This is a genomic window from Reichenbachiella sp., assembly GCF_033344935.1.
Taxonomy (GTDB): domain Bacteria; phylum Bacteroidota; class Bacteroidia; order Cytophagales; family Cyclobacteriaceae; genus Reichenbachiella.
In genome coordinates, this window is the sequence record NZ_JAWPMM010000001.1 from 3,178,711 (window position 1) to 3,197,986 (window position 19,276).

A 19,276-nucleotide genomic window follows, 5' to 3' on the forward strand; every position below is an offset into this window, starting at 1 on the left:
TATTTCTCAACTATCAGATACAGCCAACTAACCCATTATTCCATTTGCATCTTTGATTGAAATAGAGATATTTTTGAAGGGTATAAGAAAATGTTAAAAAGGTAAACATGGTATCTCTCACTTTTTAGAAAAAATTATTCTGACCTCCAACCAGCAAAAAACAATCAGATTGAAAACCAGCAACTTAAGCCAATTAAAAACAGAATTATCATTAGGAAAAAATACTTGCCTCAAAGAGATCTTTGACAATTATGCGTCCTATTGTATAGGTTCATTGATAAAAAAGACAGGATGCTCTGAAGCCGACGCTGAAGATTTACTTATGGATTCGATTTTAAATTTCAGAGAAAAAATAATCAGTGGGCAAATTGAATATCTAACCAATATAAAGGCATATCTTTTTTCTACCTGCTATCGTATGTGGTTAGCAAAGTATCACCAAGAAAAAACTCGAAGTAGTCAATCAGAAGATATAATTAATGAACTTTATGATAAGCATAATGATTCGTTTGAAAAAGAAGAAAAGCTTAAAATCGGTATGGAGGCCTTGAATAGGCTCGGTAAACGATGTCAAGAAATTATCAAACTTTTTTATGTTCATAACAAATCAATGAGTGACATTGCTGAGATAATGAATTTTGCTGACGGGAATGTAGCTAAAACTACAAAGTCTCGATGTTTCAAAAAACTCCTCGAGGAAGTTAATCGTTTACAAGAAAGTGTTAAAACAGACGGATAATGACTACGTATTCAGATCAGGATATTGAGCTAATCGAAAAATACTTAGATAATTCATTGTCTCATGAGGAAAGAACTCAATTAGAAAAAAGAATAGAACAATCAGACGAATTTGAAAGACAAATAAAATATGCTGAATTAGCTATTAGTGATATTAAATCAGAACAGGAAAAGAGAGTAAAAAAAGAACTTCTTGAAATATTTGAAGATTCAAAAAAAGGAATTGAAGAAAAGACAAAACTTAGAAAATTTAGTCTTTTAGCAGCGGTAATTTCACTCATCCTCTGCTCCATTTTTGTTTTAGATAGGGATTCTGGTAACATCCATCAAACACTCTTCATGGAGTATTATGATGAATACCCTGCACGACCTATCTTTCGAGATTTAAACCAAAAGGATAAATTATCAAAGGCTATTCAAGCCTATGAAAGAGGGCAATACCAAGGGGCTCTTCCTTTTTTACTAGAGCAATTTTCAAGAGAATCAGATCATAATCTTGCTATATATATTGGCAACTGCTTTCTTGCTCAAGATGATATGGATGAGGCCATTAAATTCTTCAAGCTTGCGGAGCAGTCACCGCAAGCAGATATACGAGCCAATGCTAAATGGTACCTGGCTTTGAGTTATTTAAAAAGTGCAAAAACAGACGACTGTAAGAAAGTTTTAACAGGCATAATTGACCAGAAACAACTATACTTTAAAGAGGCCCAAGAACTCTTGAACAAGATAGAAAATCATCAAAAAACTAAGTAAATAGATATTTCCTCTTAGCAACAAGTATTAACAAAATAACACTGACTGCACAAATCAATAACAGATAGTTTTGGTCGTTGAGCTTTGCAAGCTTGATTGAACTTACATCACCAACAACGATAAAAGCTCCCCAATACATCGGGTTTGTCATTGATACGTCAGCTTGTTCAAGATATTGTAATTTAGCCCTTTGTAAGGCTTTATCCTTAGTTATCCCTTTAGTAAGTTCTTTGTAAAAATTATCCATTAGTAACGAACTACTCTCATCAGCAAGTTGCCATTGAGTAATCACAAGACTTTTGCATCCTGCGTATGAAAAAGCTCGCCCCAGGCTCATCAGACCTTCCCCTTCCATCAATTTACCAGCCGCTGTGTTGCACGCACTCAAAACAGCCATATCCGCATCAATAGATAAATTATATAACTCATAAGCATGCAAAAAGCCATCCTCTATAGAGTCGGAATCTGGCATAAATTGCAGCCCTGAATTCATTGGAAATTTCTCATCTACTAGACCATGAACGGCCAAATGAATAACAGAATATTTTTGTGCATTTTTCTTGAAGGCCTCTTCACTGGCATAATCTCCATAATAATAGCGTCCATCAGTCAATTTTGACACCTGAAATATTTCATTGACACTACCTGGCAGTGGTTCTAAATTGTTCCTATACTTTTGAAAATTCATCACATTCCCTGGTTCTTTTTCCTTACCAAAGGAAAAAGCCAGCACCTCACCTCCTTTGGACCTTTGACTATTTTTTTCTTCAATTAGAAGGTCGGCAGAATATGAATAGCTGATAGCGAAGTCTTTCATTAAATAATCAAGATATCTATAATCTTTTATACCACTATCTTGAGACAGTAAGAGGTCAAAATTAACATCCCATAAGGGGCCATCAGGAACAACTACAAGCCGGTCTCCAGTCATTTTATCCGATACTGGTGCAATCAGAAGGTCATATAATTTGCATCCATTGTCGCGATATATATTGAAGTCTGATGAAACAATGGCGTCCCTAAAACCCTTTACCAAAAAACTCAAACTATCCGGTTTAGGTTGAGCCTTAATTGACAAATTGTACTTATCTAAAGAAAAAATGTAGATAGTCGAATCTCCAACAAAATACTCGACCAATGATCGGTCATCGCCCAAGGCGTTCTTAATATCACTTAAGCCCTTTAATTCGGCATTTCTACTAAAATTGAAATAGTCCTTGTAATTAGACTTGATGTGCTCCTGCAAATCATAGAATGCATTTGTTGACTGAAACATTTTTTTTTCTAATTCACTATGAACGGAGTCAATGCCGGTCTTATTATTTGAATCTTTGTTGAGTTCTGACTCGAAATAAGCCATATCTACACGTAATCCTTCCTCCTTCTCCAAAATACTGTCAGGTATGTTGAAAAATTTTTCTATTTGTCCTAATTGAACGGATCCTCTCAAGAGGTTATTTTTTGCCTTCTCAGAATAGTAAAATGCTCTTGCCAAATTTTCAACCTTGCCAGTTTCCTTGTATTTTTTGAAACAGGTGGTAATTGCCGTTGTATAAAATGGTTTGATTTTTCTAGATACCGTCAATTTATCATCAAGATGCCGTGTTGAATTTTTTATGAAATGAGAGATAATGGAGTCCCCTTTAGTATTAATCGCTTCAGCTATTTCCAAATGTTCTAAATTGAAATCAACCAAATACCCTTTTACTTCAATAATAGACTTAAGCAAATAAATACTAATTTCATTCCCTATATCATTAAATTGATAGTTTGAATACCCAGCATCATTGTACAACAAAGAGTTTGAGACCTTTGCACTATCTATCGCCACCTTAGCACTATCGAACGTTTGTAAATAAGCATAAGCATCAGCTAAATTGATATAAGCGTGAGTAAGTACCTTACTCCGACTCCCATAACTATTTCTTAACGATTTAATGGCTTTTTTCGAGTATACAATTGATTTTTCAAAATCCTCTAGCTCAAGATATACTCTACTCATCAAATTGTAAATATCGCCGTTATTGGTGTTTTCTAAATTTAGTTCGTTATGTATTTTCAATGCTTTAGCCCCATATTCATACGACTTATCAAACTCTTCAGTCTCATCATATAACAATGCAGCATAGGCATATGCGCGCATCAGGGAAACTGACATCTGTTCTTTGCTTTCGAGTATCTTAATTCCCTTAAAAGTAAGCGTCTTTGCCGAATCAACTAGTCCCACTTCTATAAGTTGGCTTCCGATAAATAAATACAAATCGGCAATTTTTTCATGATTCTCGGGAAGGTATTCTTCTGCAATATTACAAGCCTTGTTCGAATATTCTAAAGACCTTTTGAACTGGCCCATTTTTCTATAAGATTGACTCAAATTATCGTAGGTATTCATCAATTTCGGGTGATTCGAACCATATCTTTTAATATTAATATCAAGCCCCATTTGAAGAAATTCTAGAGATTTTTTCTGATCTCCACGAACACCATATAAACCTCCGATGTTATTATATAAAAATGCAAGTTTAGAACTATTTTTTTCTAAAACTTGATTTCCTGTCTCAAGGGCCAGCAGCAACATTTCAAGACTTTTATCCAAATTTCCTTTTATATAATATACATGAGCATAACCTGAATAAATCTTAACCAGAAATGGATGATTGTTAGTAGGTGAATTTTGTATTATATCTTCGGAATTTTCATAATACTGGAGTGCCAAACCTGCATCTCCTTTTAGTGCATAAATAAACCCAAGATTGGCATAAGCCTTAGCTTTTTCGAGATGATGCTGTCCATACTTTTGTGTAACTTCATTAACAACTCTATTTGAAAATATTTTACTCTGATCTAGTTGCCTAAGCTTGCAAAAACTATCAGCTATATTATTATAACATATAGCAACTCGTTTCCATTGATTTGATTTACCATAACCGTCAGCGGCTTGAATAAACAATTCATTGCTACGCTTATAATCTCCAGAGAGTAATACAGAATCACCCTTTATGAACAAAGAATTAGCTACTAATGTATCTTGACTACTTAGTTTTCCCTGTGCCAAGCATTTTCCATTAAATAAAAAAAGTCCAAGAACTAAAAAGTGAAGAAATGTAAAACTAGGGATGAACTTCATTGGCTGGTAGTGTAATCTATAACATGGGTTAACTTTCAGCTCAAATATGTATAAAAACTCAAACTCAAATCAGTATTAAACCAATTATTTCAGGGAATTAAATTCCTGAAGTTCAGGTCTGTTTTACTTAGATTAAAAATCAGACTCAGAAAAATATTACACTATTAATCCAGAACCTTTATCAAAAACAACCGATTGCTAATGTCAATAAGGGTAATTACTTCGCCTTCTTGAAGGCTTTCATAGCTTCTTTTAGCTTATGCTCTTTGCAGGCGTGGTAACAATCTGAGTTGACTTCGTAGTAAGGCATCAGTCTGCTACCGTCGATGTCGACATCTACATAACTCACCTGTGCAGCCAATGATTCATCCATTTTGCCAGCTGCCAGAAATGGTTCTGCTCCTGCCGGTTCATTATAGAATTCAAACTCTGGAATCGGATATCTGAATAGCTCTTTATCGTCTTCAGAAATAAACACCAACTCAAGCTTTAACGCCGCAGCTGTATCTTCTCCATGGACATACAAGTCGCCGGTGGCTAGAAAATTGCCATTCTTCTTCGTAGCGATTTCCATGTTTCTAATTTCCCACTGCTTATCCTCTTCGAATGGAAAATAGATAGTAGAGGTAAATGTGATGTAGATACAACTTTCAGTTGGACACAAACTCTGAAGGTTTTTACCGTTATCGGTGATGTCCTGCGCAAACATAGCGAACCCAATAAAGCAGTTCACTAATGTGAATAGACCTTTTTTCATAACTTTCCCATGATGCTGAATAGCCAATATAGTGAAAAAAAGAAGAAAAAGTCAAGTAAACGCAGTTAAGAAGCTGCGAAAAATCAGAGTCTGAATGTTGCACCCACTTTGATCTGAATGCCTCGCTGTGGATAATGTAGATATCTGGAATAATTTTTATTGATCAGGTTTTCTCCAGATAAAAATATTCCCCATTGCTCCTTGATTTGATAGTGCAACCCTAGATCAAGTTTGGGTATAGCATCTAAGGGTACATCCACATCTGTCAATGACAAATCTTGCCCCACAATCCCATTGATCAGAGTGAAGTTCCATTTGGCGTTTAATTTAGGAATAATTTGATGATCTCCGGATATCAATAGCTCAGAAGTAGGCCTGTGATAGATCTGATCATAACCGTCTGAAGAATATCCAAATAGGTTTAATCCAGCAGACACCTGATGCTGATCATTGATTTCATATTGGACAACTCCTTTGAAAGTAAAAACTTTCGATTCTTCCACATCATAGGTAATATCCATCCTGGATTGATCCGTTACATTATTCACCAGTATAGGCAAATATCTAATCGATTGAAATCCAACTTCAGCACTCACGCTCAAGCGATCAGCTGGCTTTCCAGAAATCCCTCCAGATAAATCAAATAAACGTTCTGAGTTGGCTATTCCTACCGACTGATTGAGTATCCCAACGTCCGTAGCAAAGGCATACAAAGAATTAAAAGTGTACCCTCCATCCAACTGGGCAAAAACGCTATAATCAGGACTCAAGGCATAACTGGCTTTTGCAAAAGGGAAAATTTTGCTGGAACTCAGATCTGGCAAATCATCATTCTGCACACTAAACGATAAACCGACATCCAACGTCAATTCATTCAACATGAACCGGTAATAGGGGTTCAATCTGAAGTAAGCCCTGGATTCATCTATACCATTGTCTTTGTATCCAGATAATTTAACCTCTGCATCGAGATAGATGTTTTCTTCGTAGCTGCCTGTAAGATCAAACGCTAGTGTATTTTCCCTGGCTTCAAAGTTGTCCGAATAGTGTTTGAAGTTTAGTGCTGCCTGGTAAGCCCAGCTATCTTCAGATTCCATATCTCTTCCTGAGAGACCAAGATTCAGAAAGTTTCCGTTGTGTTTAATATCCGCCTGGTCTACGAACGTTCCGGTTGGGTAGCCATAGTAGTAGTTGTTTTCTAACCGATAATTTATCGCAGACTCCAATTTCACCTGCTCTCCAATCAGTACCCCATAAAGGTTTACCTCCGAAGCAGCAGACGCGCTGTTTTCATCGTCCACTTCTCCCTTTGCAAAGGACTCGTGTTTTACATTCAGACCTATTATTCGGTTGGGATCATCTAGTGAGTTTAGACTTACATCTACCAGAGGCGATGCGTAGTTGCCAAAACCTACTTTTCCATAATGCTGATAGCTATTTCCCTTTTGATCCACAGTAGCTTTTGCCGGCTCAAACTGCATAGGCTCATTGGCTACGTCATAAACATACCATTTAAAATAACTCGGATCAGAAACTGGAGTGATGCGTTCGGGTTTCCATTTGATAAACTCATACAATTTGACTTCTTTGCTGAGTTCGATTTTTCTTTCCTTCTCAATAAGGATTTCGGCATCTTGGACTTCTCCATCTGGCTCATCGGCTGATTGGGCTTTTGCCAGTTGACTTAACACCAAAATGAAACCAACCAGTACAATATTTTTGACTACCATTTTCATACTTCTTACCTTATTCATTTGAATCAATGGAATCTTCAATCTGTTTTAATTTGGCCTTAGCCACGGCAGTTACTTCTTGTAAAGTAGAATGCTCAATCAACGAATTAAGCGTTGCTTTCGCCTGAAACAATTCATTTGTTTCAATGTATATATCAGCCATTAGTAGATAGGCCTTGCCTAGCCAAATTTCATAAGTTTTGAAATTATCAGTCAGAATAAACAAACTCTCCAAAGCTCGGTCATATTTGGCTTGATCATAATAAATCTTGCTGATGTAGTAATAAGCCTCCGCTCCTCTCTCATCTGGCGAATTACTAACTAGCGGTAAAAAATTCTGAAGTGCGGCTTCCAAATCATCCTTCTCATATTGAGACTTTCCAATGATCAAATTGGCCTGAGCGCTCACCAATACACCAGCTTTAGGGTTATTCAGCAACTCATTGCCAAAATGAATAGCTGAATCATATTGCGAGGCAGCAAAGTGATTTTCCATCAAACCAGCATCTACTTTGATTATATTTCGTGAGGATCTAGAGGCACCAGCCAATTTGTAGAAATAAGCATTTCCGGTATCTAAATTCCCCAAAAGGCTCTCTATAGTGGCCAAACGATACAATACCCTTGGATATTTAGAGAAATCCACCAAACTTTCAATTTTCTTGAAGTTATCCCGTGCCTTTTCGTAATGTTCTTGCCTGTAGTATGAGTCACCGATCAGGTATTGAGATTCTGTAATGAGTGAGCTATTGGGATAAACCTTCACGAAGTCCTCTAGTCCCTTTATGGCCATTTCATATTGCTGGCTATAATAATTGGCTCTGGCCGACTCGAATTCAATATTCTCTAGTGCCTCGCTATTCGGGTTCGCTTGTTTATATTTTTTCAGATATTCATCGAATGAATCAAATTGTCCTGCAGTGCTTTTATCCTGCAAGCCCAACAAAGCACTGTTGGCCGTCTGATGTCTCGGGAATCTATCCAAAATTTCTTTGTAGTTCGAAATACTGGATTCCACTTGTCCTTCATTATCAAAGGCTACCGCTTGATTCAATAAAGCAAAAGGTATAAAATCGCTAGATGGGTATTTCATCATAAACAAACGATAAGACTCCACCGCTTCTTTGCTCTTTCCAGCTTCAAAATCCATTTGGGCCATTTGAAAATAAGCATGATCTGCTTTGGGAGAGTTAGGAAGCTCTTTAATCAGCTTGCTGAAATACCGCTTAGCCATTACCTCCTTATCCAAATACCTGTTCAACAAACCAATCTGAAAGTATATATGGTCTTTGTTTCTATTTCCTTCCTTTTCAGCCTTTGTATAGTACTCTATACCACGCTGGTATTCCTTTAAAACAAAATAACAATCACCCATCCTGAGTAAGGCATCCGTCAAATATTTTCTATTGACTGCAGTGGTATACTGAGATTCAAATTTTCTAAATGCAGCAACAGAACTGGCATAGTCCTTAAGGTTGAAGTGCGAGTAGGCCTTACCGTAAATGGATTTCAAATAGACTTCTACGCTTGGCTGCTGGCTCACCGACTTATAATAAAACAGCGCCTCATCTTGCTGATCCAACAAAGTCAATGCTTCTCCCATCCAGTAGTAGGTCTGTTGGGTCAGGCCAGCATCTTCATTATAAATAAGAGATTTTTGAAATACTTCTGCCGCTAATTCAAATTTCTTGTCGTTAAATAAATTCACACCTTTCAAAAAGGATACCCTTTGATAGGTCTGTTTTAATTCCGGAGTCAATCGGTCCAACTCTTCAATATGTTGTATGGCCAGATCATAGTCATTGGTTTGAGCATAACACACCCCCAGCATTTCCTTTACTGCTGATTTGAATCTTCCAGCAGGATAAGAAGCCGAGTAAATATTCAACACTTCAATAGCCTCTTGATAGTTAGGCAGCTGCATCAAACCTCGGGCTTGGTGAAGCAAAGCATCTTCTCGAATGACGGTAGGATACTTCGCAGTATTCTCAAATGAACTGATGGCAAAATGCCAATTTTTCTGCTCCGTATAAATGACGCCCAAATAGTAAGAAGCATAAGCCCCTACACTATCGTCAGCCACTGCCGATCTTTTCAGGTATTGGATGGCATCATCTTTATTTTCAATTTTGAAACTACTGTAACCGGCACGGAAATAGTTTCTTTCATTTCTATGCTTAGCATAAGAATTAAACAAGTCGTTATAACTTCCAGCAGCCGAGCGATACTTCTCCAGAGCATACTGAGAATCTGCTAAAAAATTCAGCACTACACCATTGTCAACCGGGGTGAGTTCGGACTCTACCAATCGAATCAATTCCTGATACTGACCGTTTTGATAAAGTGTACTGGCGTACAATTCCATCGCTGGTTTTCTATACTGCTGAGATTCAAATGCTTCTTTCAAAAACTTATAGGATGTTTTGACGTCCCCACGACTGTGATAAATATAACCCTGAAAGTAAGCGGCATCATTTTGAGCTGGCGAGTAGCTCCCTTCCAGTTTTTTGAAAGTGGCCAATGCCTGGTCATACTTATTTAGATAGAATTCGCAGTATCCCTTTTTGAATAAAATATCCGCACTTAGATGGCCATCAAATTTATTGAAGTTAGCCAGTGCATCTTCATACGCTCCTTTTCCATAATAGAAGTCAGCAATATCCAAGAATGCGTTTTGAGCATAAACATGAAACGGAAATTGACTCACAAAGTCATTCATAAGTTGCTCTCCATCCGCATGATCAGCCCTAATGGCACTGGATGCTAAAAAGTAGCTCGATTCCGCTAAATAAGGTTCAATTAATGTTTTGCTAAATTCAACTCTTGCGGCCTTGTACGCTTCTCTTTGATACAAATCTTTCGCATGATTGAATCGTTGTTGCAAATCCAAAATAGGCTGAGCATAACCGCTCAGACCAAGTAAAACCAGGGAGATAAGCAGCAGACTGAACGAAAGTTGTTTGGGATTCAGTAAATTCAATGTAGAATATTTTAATTCTTTTAACAGATAGATTAAGCTATAACGTCCAATAGTCGATACTATTAAATTCAAACAGTGAAATTAATGGATCAGATTAAAAATCAATTCCTTCAATATTTCACCTTCTGGCTGACTAGGGTAATCGATCCCCTTTGATTTCATGTCTGCCACTTTCAAATGCCTGACATTGGCCACTACCTTTGCCAAAGGGTAATTTTTTGCGGCCATAATATATTCTTTCACGAAAAATGGATGAACTCCCAATAAAGATGCCAAATGTTTCTCTGACTTGTCTTTGGAGTGATGCAACAGCAATAGTTTATTAAAAAAAGAAAACAAATTCGCTATAATAGGAATGATAGGATTGGACTTCGGGTCGGATTTGAAGTAATGAATAATCTCATTGGCCTTCATTACATTTCTAAAGGACAATGCTTTCTGAAGTTCAAAGACATTATATTCTTTACTAATCCCTATATTTTTATAGACATGCTCTGCAGTAATCTTCGGCTCGTCACCTATGTTGATCAGTAGCTTATCAATCTCATTAGCGATTCGTGTGAGATTATTCCCAATATTCTCCACAATCAACTGCAAGGCCTTCTGGTCAATTTGACGATTTCTAGATTTCACAAAGGATTCTACCCAGGTTGGAATCTGGTTATCATAGAACTTTGTAGCCGTCATGAGTACAGCCTTTTGATCTATACTCTTACCTATTTTTTTTCGTTTGTCAAGTGTTTTGTACTTATAGCCAAACACTAGCACAGTAGATGGTTGGGGGTTTTCCAAATAGTTCAGAAGCATTTTTTCATTCTCTTCTTTGTTGAACCCGGCAATTTCTTGCGCTTCCTTAATGATGACAACCTTGCGCTCTGCCATCATAGGAAATCCTTTAGCATGATTCAGAATATCTGGAATATTGGCATCCTTACCATAGACCACCACCTGATTAAAGCTGCGGAGACTTTCATCCATGGCATGCTTCTCAATGTATTTGATCACCTCATCGATAAAAAAAGACTCCTCTCCCTGTAAAAAATATACAGGAGCGTATTGATTATTCTTAAGATTACTTAGGATGTCCTGATAGGTAACGGCCACGCTTATTTTTGATTAAATTCTGACTTGGCAAATAAATGAAATTAATCACAGAAAGTGCAGTAATTAAACATTCTGTTTTGCAGAACAATGAATAGAATTGGTCAAAAAAATTAATTGGTACGAATAGCGTCGTTAACTACTCGAATGAGAGATTTGTTGATTTCATGAATGATCTCATCACAGCCACGAATCATGTACCTATGCTTCAAATTCATGGCATTTGTAAAAGCAATAAAAGTATCGTCGCCATCCTGCCAAACCAAAATTTTGAATGGCACTTCAAGCATGACTGTTGGCTCACAAGAAGCTAACTGCGTCACCTCATCAGTTTCAAAACTAATCACTTGGATTCGACCCTTGAACAGTCCATTGGAACCTCTTGGACTGGCTTTATATTCTTCTGTGTTGATATAGGAAAACCCATTTTTATCTATACTGAAGTAAAGCTTGGAAATGGTATTGTCCAGATTGTGAGGACTATTGTAAATCGTAACGTCTTGCGCACAAAGCGAAAAACTAATGGTCAAGAAAAAAAGAAATGCTACTATTCGTCTATTCATACTAAGCAAGAGCCAATGGAACACCTCGGCGTTATTTCAAAATTCGTTCCATAGCTTGCTGATATATTTCAAAAGTATCCAAATTATTGTGCTTACCCTGATTTATTGTAATTATTTTTTTATTGGGCTGGTCAATACCCAGGTACAATTGATACCCCAAATCATAAGGAACGATGCGATCATCTGTGCCATGAAGTATGGTGATTGGACAAGAAATTGCATCAATTCTGGATAAGGAATTGAATTCATACCGCAACCATGCTTTTTTAAATAACAAGAAATCAAGCACTGGAATCACTGCTCTTATATTAGTCATTGGCGTCTCAAGAATCAAATGCGCAGCCTTTCGGTCAGCCGCTAAATAAGTGGCAATGGCGGTCCCCAGAGATCTCCCGTGAATAACAATTTGATCATACCCTAATTGTTGAATAGCATAATCATACACAACGGTAGCATCTTGATATAGGGCCTGCTCGTTACGATTGCCTCTACTCTTTCCGTATCCACGGTAATCCATAACCAACACATCATAATTGTATCCATTTCGGATATCATTGGCTATTTGACCCCACCGCTCCAGATTTCCTCTATTACCATGAAAGTATAGAATAAGCCCTTTTGAAGAATCACTTTTTAGAAGTAGGCCATGCAATCGCGCATTGTCTTCCGTATCTATCGACACTTCCTCATAGGGGAATTTGAAATCAAATGCATGATCTTCGTTCAACTCATCCCCTTGAAAAAGGACGTTCTCGTAAAAGAGCACAAAAAATAAGTTGTACAACAAGAACAACGAAAATACTATCGCTAGTCCAATCCCTAGAGACGTGTAATTCATCTTGTCTATTTGACCAACTCAGCTAATAATCTAAGCCCCTCTTTCAAATAAGGATCCTCTCTGAGCTTTTTCTGATCTTCCTCTGACGTGCTGTACTCCTGATAGATTTTACCTGCTGATTCCGAAAGTTTCTTTTGGAGATCACTTTCTTCTTCATTTTTATCTTGTTCAGCTTTCCTTGCCTCGAGGTTTAAGGACAATTCATTTCTTTCCTGATTGGCCTTCATTTTAGCAATATCCTTTTGGAGATTCTTTAAATCCACATCTACTTTCAAATCTTCCTTGTAAAGGGATCTTAAATTTTCAATTATATCATCAGAAATGGTGTTCGTTGGCTGATAATAGGATGAAATGATTTGATCCCACTTCAATGCATTGGGTCTCGAGCTTTCACCAAATTCTTCTGCATCAAAGGCCGACGGAAATTCGATATCTGGAGACACGCCGATATTCTGGGTACTACTTCCTGATACTCTATAATATTTTGACAGGGTAAATTTCAAGTTACCCATGCTTTCCGGGTAATTGGGATAATAACGATTGAAGCCAGCCATTTGCTGAACTGTACCCTTACCAAAGGTAGTTTCACCAATAATAATTCCTCTGTGATAATCTTGAATAGCTGCGCTAAATATTTCAGAAGCAGAAGCGGAGAATCTATTCACCAAAACTGCCAATGGCCCGTCGTAAAAAACTCCTGCATTACTATTTCTTTGAACATCAATCTTGCCATTGCTGTGCTTTACCTGAACCACAGGCCCTTGATCAATAAACAATCCAGTTAAATTAATGGCTTCGGGCAACGCTCCCCCTCCATTATATCGGAGATCAATCATAATCCCATCAACATTTTTTGATTGCAAATCTTTGATCAGGTTTTCAACGTCCCTTGAAACACTTCGGTAATTTGGATCGCCGTTCCTGGCCTCCTCAAAATTCATGTAAAAACTTGGAATAGTAATCACCCCAAGATTATACACTTTGTTTCCTTTAGAAATAGGAATCATTTCTGCCTTGGCAGATTCATCTTCCAGATTAATTTTTTCTCTGATGATACTTACCTCTTTCACCACAGTCTCTTCACCATGCTTCAAATACTGCAACCTTACTTTACTTCCTTTTGGTCCCCGAATCAATTGCACCACATCTTGTAATCGCCAGCCAATCACATCTACATACTCTTCTTCTCCCTGAGCTACACCAATGATCTTATCATCCTTATGCAATTGCTTGCTTTTATATGCTGGCCCACCCGCAATTACTTCATTGATTACCGTGTAGTCCATACTCTGGGTCAATCGAGCGCCTATTCCCTCCAAGGAAAGGTTCATGTTGATATTAAAATTCTCAGAAGAGATCGGTGAAAAATAATTGGTATGCGGATCGTAGGTTTCGGCTACCGCATTCATGAAAAATTGAAAAACATCATCAGAATTGTACTGGTTGATGCCTTTACGATAGCGTTGATATCTTTTTGTGAGTGTCTCTTTTATACCTTCTTCATCCTTACCGGAGAGTTTCAGACTTAAAGCCTGGCTTTTTATAATTTTCCTCCAACGTTCGTTGATTTCGGCTTCATTCGAAGCCCAAGGCAATTCTTCATCCGAAAGGTCAATGGATTCGTCCTTACTAAAATCAAACCCACCGTCTATTAAAGTTTGGATATAGTCAATTCTTGAATTGGCTCGTTCTCTGAAGATTCTGAATATTTGAAAAGCCACGTCCACATTACGCGCCTCTAAGTCATCATCTAGTTGATATTTATATTTAGAGAAGTAATCAACATCTGCTTTTGAAAAGTAAGTTCTGTTATCATCTAAAGAAGATAAAAAATTGTCAAATACCACTCCGGACAGGGAATCATTCATGTCAATTTTGAGGTAGTGATACCTATTCAAAATATCCATAGTGAGCCCAATTTCCATGGCGTGTTTTTCGGCTGGCTCTAATACCGTAACTGAATCCTTGAGTACAAATGCCTGAGACGAAAAGGCAACCAATCCCAACAACCCTACAATAAATAACTTCTTCAATTCCTTCAAATTCATATTAGATTCAATTTTTCTTTCCCAAATCCTATTGGTAAATATGGAATATATCAACGATAATTTGAGGCATTGGGGTGTATTTTGTCTTCATTTTATTTAGGCGGCAAACCATGTGGGCAAGAATCTTAGGATATCTTTTCATTTCATCTGGCATCTCACTGCTTTCTATTATATCTTCGCGTCAAAAATCTCTTTCCCATGGATAAGTATCCAGACATAGAAAAATTAAAATCAATCGCAAGCCAAGTCCGACGTGACATCGTACGTATGGTCCATGGCGCACAGTCCGGTCACCCGGGCGGTTCTTTAGGCTGTACCGACTATTTGGTAGCCTTGTATTTTCACATCATGAATCACGACAAAGGTTTCAATCCTGATGCCAAAAATGAAGATTTATTCTTCTTGTCGAATGGTCACATATCGCCTGTATTTTACAGCGTATTGGCACGTAGCGGATACTTTGATGTAAAAGAACTAGCGACTTTTAGAAAATTGGATACACGTTTGCAAGGGCACCCTGCCACTGAAGAGGGACTTCCAGGAATCAGAATTGCATCCGGCTCTCTTGGACAAGGATTATCAGTTTCTATAGGAGCTGCCTTGACTAAAAAGATCAATGGCGACAAATCAACGGTTTTCACTTTAATGGGTGACGGTGAGTTGCAAGAAGGCCAAATCTGGGAAGCGGCTATGTTTGCTGCTAGTAACAAAGTGGATAACCTTATTGCAGCCGTAGATTTCAATGGTCAGCAAATCGACGGACCTACTTCGGAAGTCAATGACATGGGCGACTTAAAAGCCAAGTGGGAAGCCTTTGGTTGGACAGTGATCGAAGCCAATGGAAATGAAATGGAAGACATTGTTTCTAACCTAAAATTGGCCAAATCACTTTCTAAGAAAGAAAAGCCAATCTTGATTCTGATGAAAACAGAAATGGGTGCTGGTGTGGACTTCATGGAAGGCACACACAAATGGCACGGTATAGCACCGAACGACGAAGACTTGCAAAAGGCTTTGGCTCAATTGGAAGAAACTTTAGGTGATTACTAAATCTTGACTGACGATGACTAAATATACATACACAGAAAAAAAAGACACAAGATCAGGATTTGGTGCTGGCTTATTAGAAGCGGGACAAAAGAATCCCAACGTGGTTGCCCTTTGCGCGGATTTAATTGGCTCATTGAAAATGGGAGATTTCATCAAGGAATTTCCTGACAGATTTGTTCAAGTAGGTATCGCAGAAGCCAACATGATGGGTATTGCTGCAGGTATGACCATTGGTGGCAAGATTCCTTTCACCGGTACATTTGCCAACTTCTCTACCAGTAGAGTTTATGATCAAATCAGACAGTCGATCGCCTATTCTGAAAAGAATGTGAAAATATGTGCTTCTCATGCAGGCTTAACACTTGGAGAAGATGGTGCTACACACCAAGTGCTTGAAGACATCGGAATGATGAAGATGCTGCCTCATATGACAGTAATCAATCCATGTGATTACAACCAAACGAAGGCGGCTACTTTGGCCTTAGTAGATCATGTAGGCCCTGCCTACTTGAGATTCGGTCGTCCAGCATGGCCGATCTTCACAGATCCTAATCAGAAGTTTGAAATTGGCAAGGCCATCAACTTCATTGAAGGTTCAGATGTGTCAATTTTCGCTACAGGCCACATGTTATGGTTGGCTATCGAAGCTGAAGCTGTATTGGCTGAACAAGGCATTTCTGCAGAAATCATCAATATTCACACAATCAAACCTTTGGATGATGAGGCAGTATTGAAATCTGTAGCTAAAACGGGTTGTGCTGTATCTGCTGAAGAGCATCAGATTGCTGGTGGACTTGGAGAAAGCATCGCTTCCCTCCTAGCTAGAAACACACCTAAGCCTTTAGAAATTGTGGGTGTAAATGATTCGTTTGGCGAAAGTGGAAAGCCAGTAGAGCTTTTAGCCAAATATGGCTTGAGCGTTGAAAGCATTGTGGACTCAGCTAAAAAAGCGATCGCCAGAAAGAACGCTTAAGACTAGTAACAACAATATCACTGAGCTGCCTGAATTATATTAAATTTAGGCAGCTTTTTTATTTATGAACAACAGACAACTCTTCTTCAAACACCTGGGTCAAACTTCTGAGTTTCCACTTTCTCTTGAAATCGAAAGAGCAGAAGGTGTATACATGTATGACAAGGATAACAAAGCCTATCTAGACCTTATTTCTGGTATCGGAGTAAGTTCTATCGGTCATCGACACCCCAAAGTGATTGAAGCCATAAAAACGCAAGTTGATAAGCACTTGCATGTGATGGTCTATGGAGAGTTTGTAACAGCTCCACAGGTTCAACTCGCCCATGCGATTACCGAAACTCTACCTAATCATCTGAATAATGTGTTTCTGGTCAACTCGGGCAGTGAAGCCACAGAAGGCGCCCTGAAACTCGCCAAAAGACATACGGGTAGAAAAAAAATAATATCATTTGACAATGCCTACCACGGATCGACGTCCGGTGCTTTGTCAATAGCCGGAGATGAAAAGTTGAAATCCCCATTTAGACCATTACTACCAGACATACATCAGATTCGATTCGGAATATCCGAAGACCTGGATGTGATTGACACAGATACGGCTGCGGTCATTATAGAAACCGTTCAAGGCGAAGCAGGAGTAAGATGTGCGGATAGTGCCTATTTTGTAGCACTAAGAGAAAAGTGTAACGAGACTGGTACCCTTCTAATCATGGATGAGATACAATGCGGATTTGGACGTACAGGTAAGTTTTGGGCTTTTGAACATTACGGTGTTACTCCCGACATTTTACTTTGTGCCAAAGGAATGGGTGGCGGCATGCCAATTGGGGCATTTATCTCATCAAAAGAAATCATGAATGTTTTAACTCATGATCCCATCTTAGGTCACATCACCACCTTTGGCGGCCATCCTGTGAGTGCGGCGGCCTCTCTAGCAACCATAAAGGTTCTACAAGAAGAAAAATTCATAGCATCTGTAGCAGAAAAAGCTGAATTATTCCTTTCGTTACTCAAGCATTCAAAGATCAAAGAAGTAAGAAGCAAAGGGTTGATGATGGCTGTTGAGTTTGAATCTTTCGAATATCTGGATCAAGTGATTCACCAATTACTTGATGAAGGCATACTCTCTGATTGGTTTTTATTTTGCGATAACTCAATGAGGATCGCTCCCCCTCTCACCATCACATTAGAAGAAATAAAAATGGCTTGCAATAAAATTTTGCAAGCCATTGATGATGTGGGCTAATTATCTAATTACAGCATAGACTTTAGCTCCAATTCAATCTCTTCTCCGTTGATAGTTACAATCACATTCTCTCCATCTTGAGCGAATATTTCTCTCAACTTAGCCAGACCTAATTCAGTAGCGCTTTCGCCATCAACTGATTCAATTACGGACTCAACCTCTACGCCTGCCTCATAAGCCGGGCTGTTATCAAATACTTTATGCACCAACACCTCTGACTTATCCTTGCTCAATTGCAACTCGATACCTGAAGCATTTACAGGGAAAGCATCTCCATAAGATTTAGCTTGCTCCCAGTACATCTTTTTGTCTTTGTAGTGATATACAATATTGAATCTACTCAATACACCACTACCTATAATGCCTGATACTTTTTTATGGTTTTGGATTCCATGCTTAGCATGACTCAATCCTACTGGCATATTATCAAAAGAGAACCCTTCGAATGCAAAAGATTTAACTCTTCCTCTATGGTGCTCATATTCTGTATCACCCAGACCTGCTACTAAATAGATATAGCTATCTCCAATTTTTGAGGCCAATTCATTGGTTTCTACGAATGGCGTGTTGAAATCTACAGTAGCCTTCGCTCCTGTATCAACAAAGAACTCCCCGGCCAATTTTTCGCCATTAGCTAAGGTCACTTGTCCGGCAATATGCGGGATGAATGAGGTCAAATTAATACTCATCATTTTTCCTTTGCCCTTGTACTTGTACTTATTAGGATCATAGAGTTCAATCATCATATCATCAAAGTTCATAGACACTACATAATTGTTCAGAATGTCATATCCAATGATTCCATCTATGTTTCTTCCAATACTGATTTCTAGGTGATTCAAAGAAGTCTCATACACCTTAATATTATGTACCGGTGCTCCTCCAACAGTTAACTCATTATGCTTAACCAATTTACCACTAATGGTACCTTCGGCACTTGTAGTAGTCGCATTCGAGCCTGAGGTCATTCCTAACTCTTTAGCTCTATCAATGTTGAGAACAGTCAAACCGTCTCCGGTATCAAAAATAAAATCCAATTCCTCTGAATTATTGACCTTAACCTTAATGAACGAATGAGAGCCATATTGTTCAAAAGGAAAACTTGCTACTGGCTTTTGAGCCAATGCTACACCAGCATAAAGTACTGCTGCTATTGCTATTCCTATTTTTCTTTTCATTATTTAATAGTTTTTAGAAGTGATCAAATCAAAATTACCTTGTGCCTTATTCAGGTTGATGATTAAAAATGCAGCACCGAATCCCTGATTTGTCATAAGTGCATGAAATTAATCTCAAATAGCGGAATATCAAAACACGCCACCTTTTAATTAGGCATAATTTGAGCTTACTAATCAGAGATTAT

At 38.1% G+C, this 19,276-nt stretch carries 14 protein-coding genes; 5 read left to right on the forward strand and 9 right to left on the reverse strand.

The window, feature by feature from the left end:
- Positions 1-169: 169 nt before the first annotated feature.
- Positions 170-739 (forward strand): sigma-70 family RNA polymerase sigma factor, encoded by a 570-nt coding sequence (locus tag R8N23_RS13715; protein ID WP_318172177.1) that lies wholly within the window; start codon positions 170-172, stop codon positions 737-739.
- A complete protein-coding gene (locus R8N23_RS13720; protein ID WP_318172178.1) occupies positions 739-1,494 on the forward strand; it encodes a hypothetical protein in 756 nt (251 codons plus the stop codon). Before R8N23_RS13715 ends, R8N23_RS13720 begins: the two co-directional genes overlap by 1 nt.
- On the opposite strand, the gene R8N23_RS13725 is transcribed toward R8N23_RS13720, so the two are convergent.
- The 8 genes from R8N23_RS13725 to R8N23_RS13760 all read right to left on the reverse strand — a co-directional run bounded on the left by R8N23_RS13725 (position 1,487) and on the right by R8N23_RS13760 (position 14,641).
- Positions 1,487-4,621, reverse strand: a complete 3,135-nt coding sequence (locus R8N23_RS13725) for a CHAT domain-containing tetratricopeptide repeat protein (protein ID WP_318172179.1) — start codon at positions 4,619-4,621, stop codon at positions 1,487-1,489. The genes R8N23_RS13720 and R8N23_RS13725 overlap by 8 nt on opposite strands.
- Positions 4,622-4,838: 217 nt before the next feature.
- Entirely contained in the window at positions 4,839-5,378 is a 540-nt protein-coding gene (locus R8N23_RS13730) for a hypothetical protein (RefSeq protein ID WP_318172180.1), read from the reverse strand.
- Between the two features lie 83 nt (positions 5,379-5,461).
- A complete protein-coding gene (locus tag R8N23_RS13735; protein ID WP_318172181.1) occupies positions 5,462-7,132 on the reverse strand; it encodes a TonB-dependent receptor in 1,671 nt (556 codons plus the stop codon).
- On the reverse strand, positions 7,125-10,091 hold the full coding sequence (locus R8N23_RS13740) for a tetratricopeptide repeat protein (RefSeq protein WP_318172182.1): 2,967 nt from the start codon (positions 10,089-10,091) through the stop codon (positions 7,125-7,127). The genes R8N23_RS13735 and R8N23_RS13740 overlap by 8 nt, the downstream gene beginning before the upstream one ends.
- Before the next feature lie 81 nt (positions 10,092-10,172).
- Complete coding sequence (gene holA, locus R8N23_RS13745) at positions 10,173-11,195, reverse strand: DNA polymerase III subunit delta (protein ID WP_318172183.1); 1,023 nt, start codon at positions 11,193-11,195, stop codon at positions 10,173-10,175.
- A 110-nt stretch (positions 11,196-11,305) separates the two neighbouring features.
- Positions 11,306-11,755 carry a hypothetical protein gene (locus tag R8N23_RS13750; protein ID WP_318172184.1) on the reverse strand — a complete coding sequence of 150 codons (450 nt, stop codon included), beginning with the start codon at positions 11,753-11,755 and terminating at the stop codon, positions 11,306-11,308.
- 31 nt (positions 11,756-11,786) lie between these two features.
- Positions 11,787-12,593 carry an alpha/beta hydrolase gene (locus R8N23_RS13755; protein WP_318172185.1) on the reverse strand — a complete coding sequence of 269 codons (807 nt, stop codon included), beginning with the start codon at positions 12,591-12,593 and terminating at the stop codon, positions 11,787-11,789.
- A gap of 5 nt (positions 12,594-12,598) precedes the next feature.
- Positions 12,599-14,641, reverse strand: a complete 2,043-nt coding sequence (locus R8N23_RS13760) for a carboxy terminal-processing peptidase (RefSeq protein ID WP_318172186.1) — start codon at positions 14,639-14,641, stop codon at positions 12,599-12,601.
- Positions 14,642-14,839: 198 nt separating this feature from the next.
- On the opposite strand from R8N23_RS13760, the gene R8N23_RS13765 reads away from it, so the two are divergent.
- The 3 genes from R8N23_RS13765 to R8N23_RS13775 all read left to right on the forward strand — a co-directional run bounded on the left by R8N23_RS13765 (position 14,840) and on the right by R8N23_RS13775 (position 17,913).
- Positions 14,840-15,691 (forward strand): transketolase, encoded by an 852-nt coding sequence (locus R8N23_RS13765; RefSeq protein WP_318172187.1) that lies wholly within the window; start codon positions 14,840-14,842, stop codon positions 15,689-15,691.
- A 13-nt stretch (positions 15,692-15,704) separates the two neighbouring features.
- Positions 15,705-16,664, forward strand: a complete 960-nt coding sequence (locus R8N23_RS13770) for a transketolase family protein (RefSeq protein ID WP_318172188.1) — start codon at positions 15,705-15,707, stop codon at positions 16,662-16,664.
- A 64-nt stretch (positions 16,665-16,728) separates the two neighbouring features.
- A complete protein-coding gene (locus tag R8N23_RS13775; protein ID WP_318172189.1) occupies positions 16,729-17,913 on the forward strand; it encodes an aspartate aminotransferase family protein in 1,185 nt (394 codons plus the stop codon).
- Between the two features lie 8 nt (positions 17,914-17,921).
- Here the strand turns inward: R8N23_RS13775 and R8N23_RS13780 are convergent, their stop codons facing one another.
- The gene (locus tag R8N23_RS13780; RefSeq protein WP_318172190.1) at positions 17,922-19,091 is read right to left on the reverse strand and encodes an aspartyl protease family protein; all 1,170 of its coding nucleotides are present in this window, start codon (positions 19,089-19,091) and stop codon (positions 17,922-17,924) included.
- Positions 19,092-19,276 lie beyond the last annotated feature (185 nt).

Bases quoted from the DNA above. Each gene is read 5' to 3' on its own strand.
- R8N23_RS13755 (WP_318172185.1), bottom strand. From the start codon at position 12,593: ATGAATTACACGTCTCTAGGGATTGGACTAGCGATAGTATTTTCGTTG.
- R8N23_RS13725 (WP_318172179.1), bottom strand. From the start codon at position 4,621: ATGAAGTTCATCCCTAGTTTTACATTTCTTCACTTTTTAGTTCTTGGA.
- R8N23_RS13730 (WP_318172180.1), bottom strand. From the start codon at position 5,378: ATGAAAAAAGGTCTATTCACATTAGTGAACTGCTTTATTGGGTTCGCT.
- R8N23_RS13720 (WP_318172178.1), top strand. From the start codon at position 739: ATGACTACGTATTCAGATCAGGATATTGAGCTAATCGAAAAATACTTA.
- R8N23_RS13760 (WP_318172186.1), bottom strand. From the start codon at position 14,641: ATGAATTTGAAGGAATTGAAGAAGTTATTTATTGTAGGGTTGTTGGGA.
- R8N23_RS13765 (WP_318172187.1), top strand. From the start codon at position 14,840: ATGGATAAGTATCCAGACATAGAAAAATTAAAATCAATCGCAAGCCAA.
- R8N23_RS13735 (WP_318172181.1), bottom strand. From the start codon at position 7,132: ATGAATAAGGTAAGAAGTATGAAAATGGTAGTCAAAAATATTGTACTG.
- R8N23_RS13780 (WP_318172190.1), bottom strand. From the start codon at position 19,091: ATGAAAAGAAAAATAGGAATAGCAATAGCAGCAGTACTTTATGCTGGT.
- R8N23_RS13775 (WP_318172189.1), top strand. From the start codon at position 16,729: ATGAACAACAGACAACTCTTCTTCAAACACCTGGGTCAAACTTCTGAG.
- R8N23_RS13750 (WP_318172184.1), bottom strand. From the start codon at position 11,755: ATGAATAGACGAATAGTAGCATTTCTTTTTTTCTTGACCATTAGTTTT.
- R8N23_RS13770 (WP_318172188.1), top strand. From the start codon at position 15,705: ATGACTAAATATACATACACAGAAAAAAAAGACACAAGATCAGGATTT.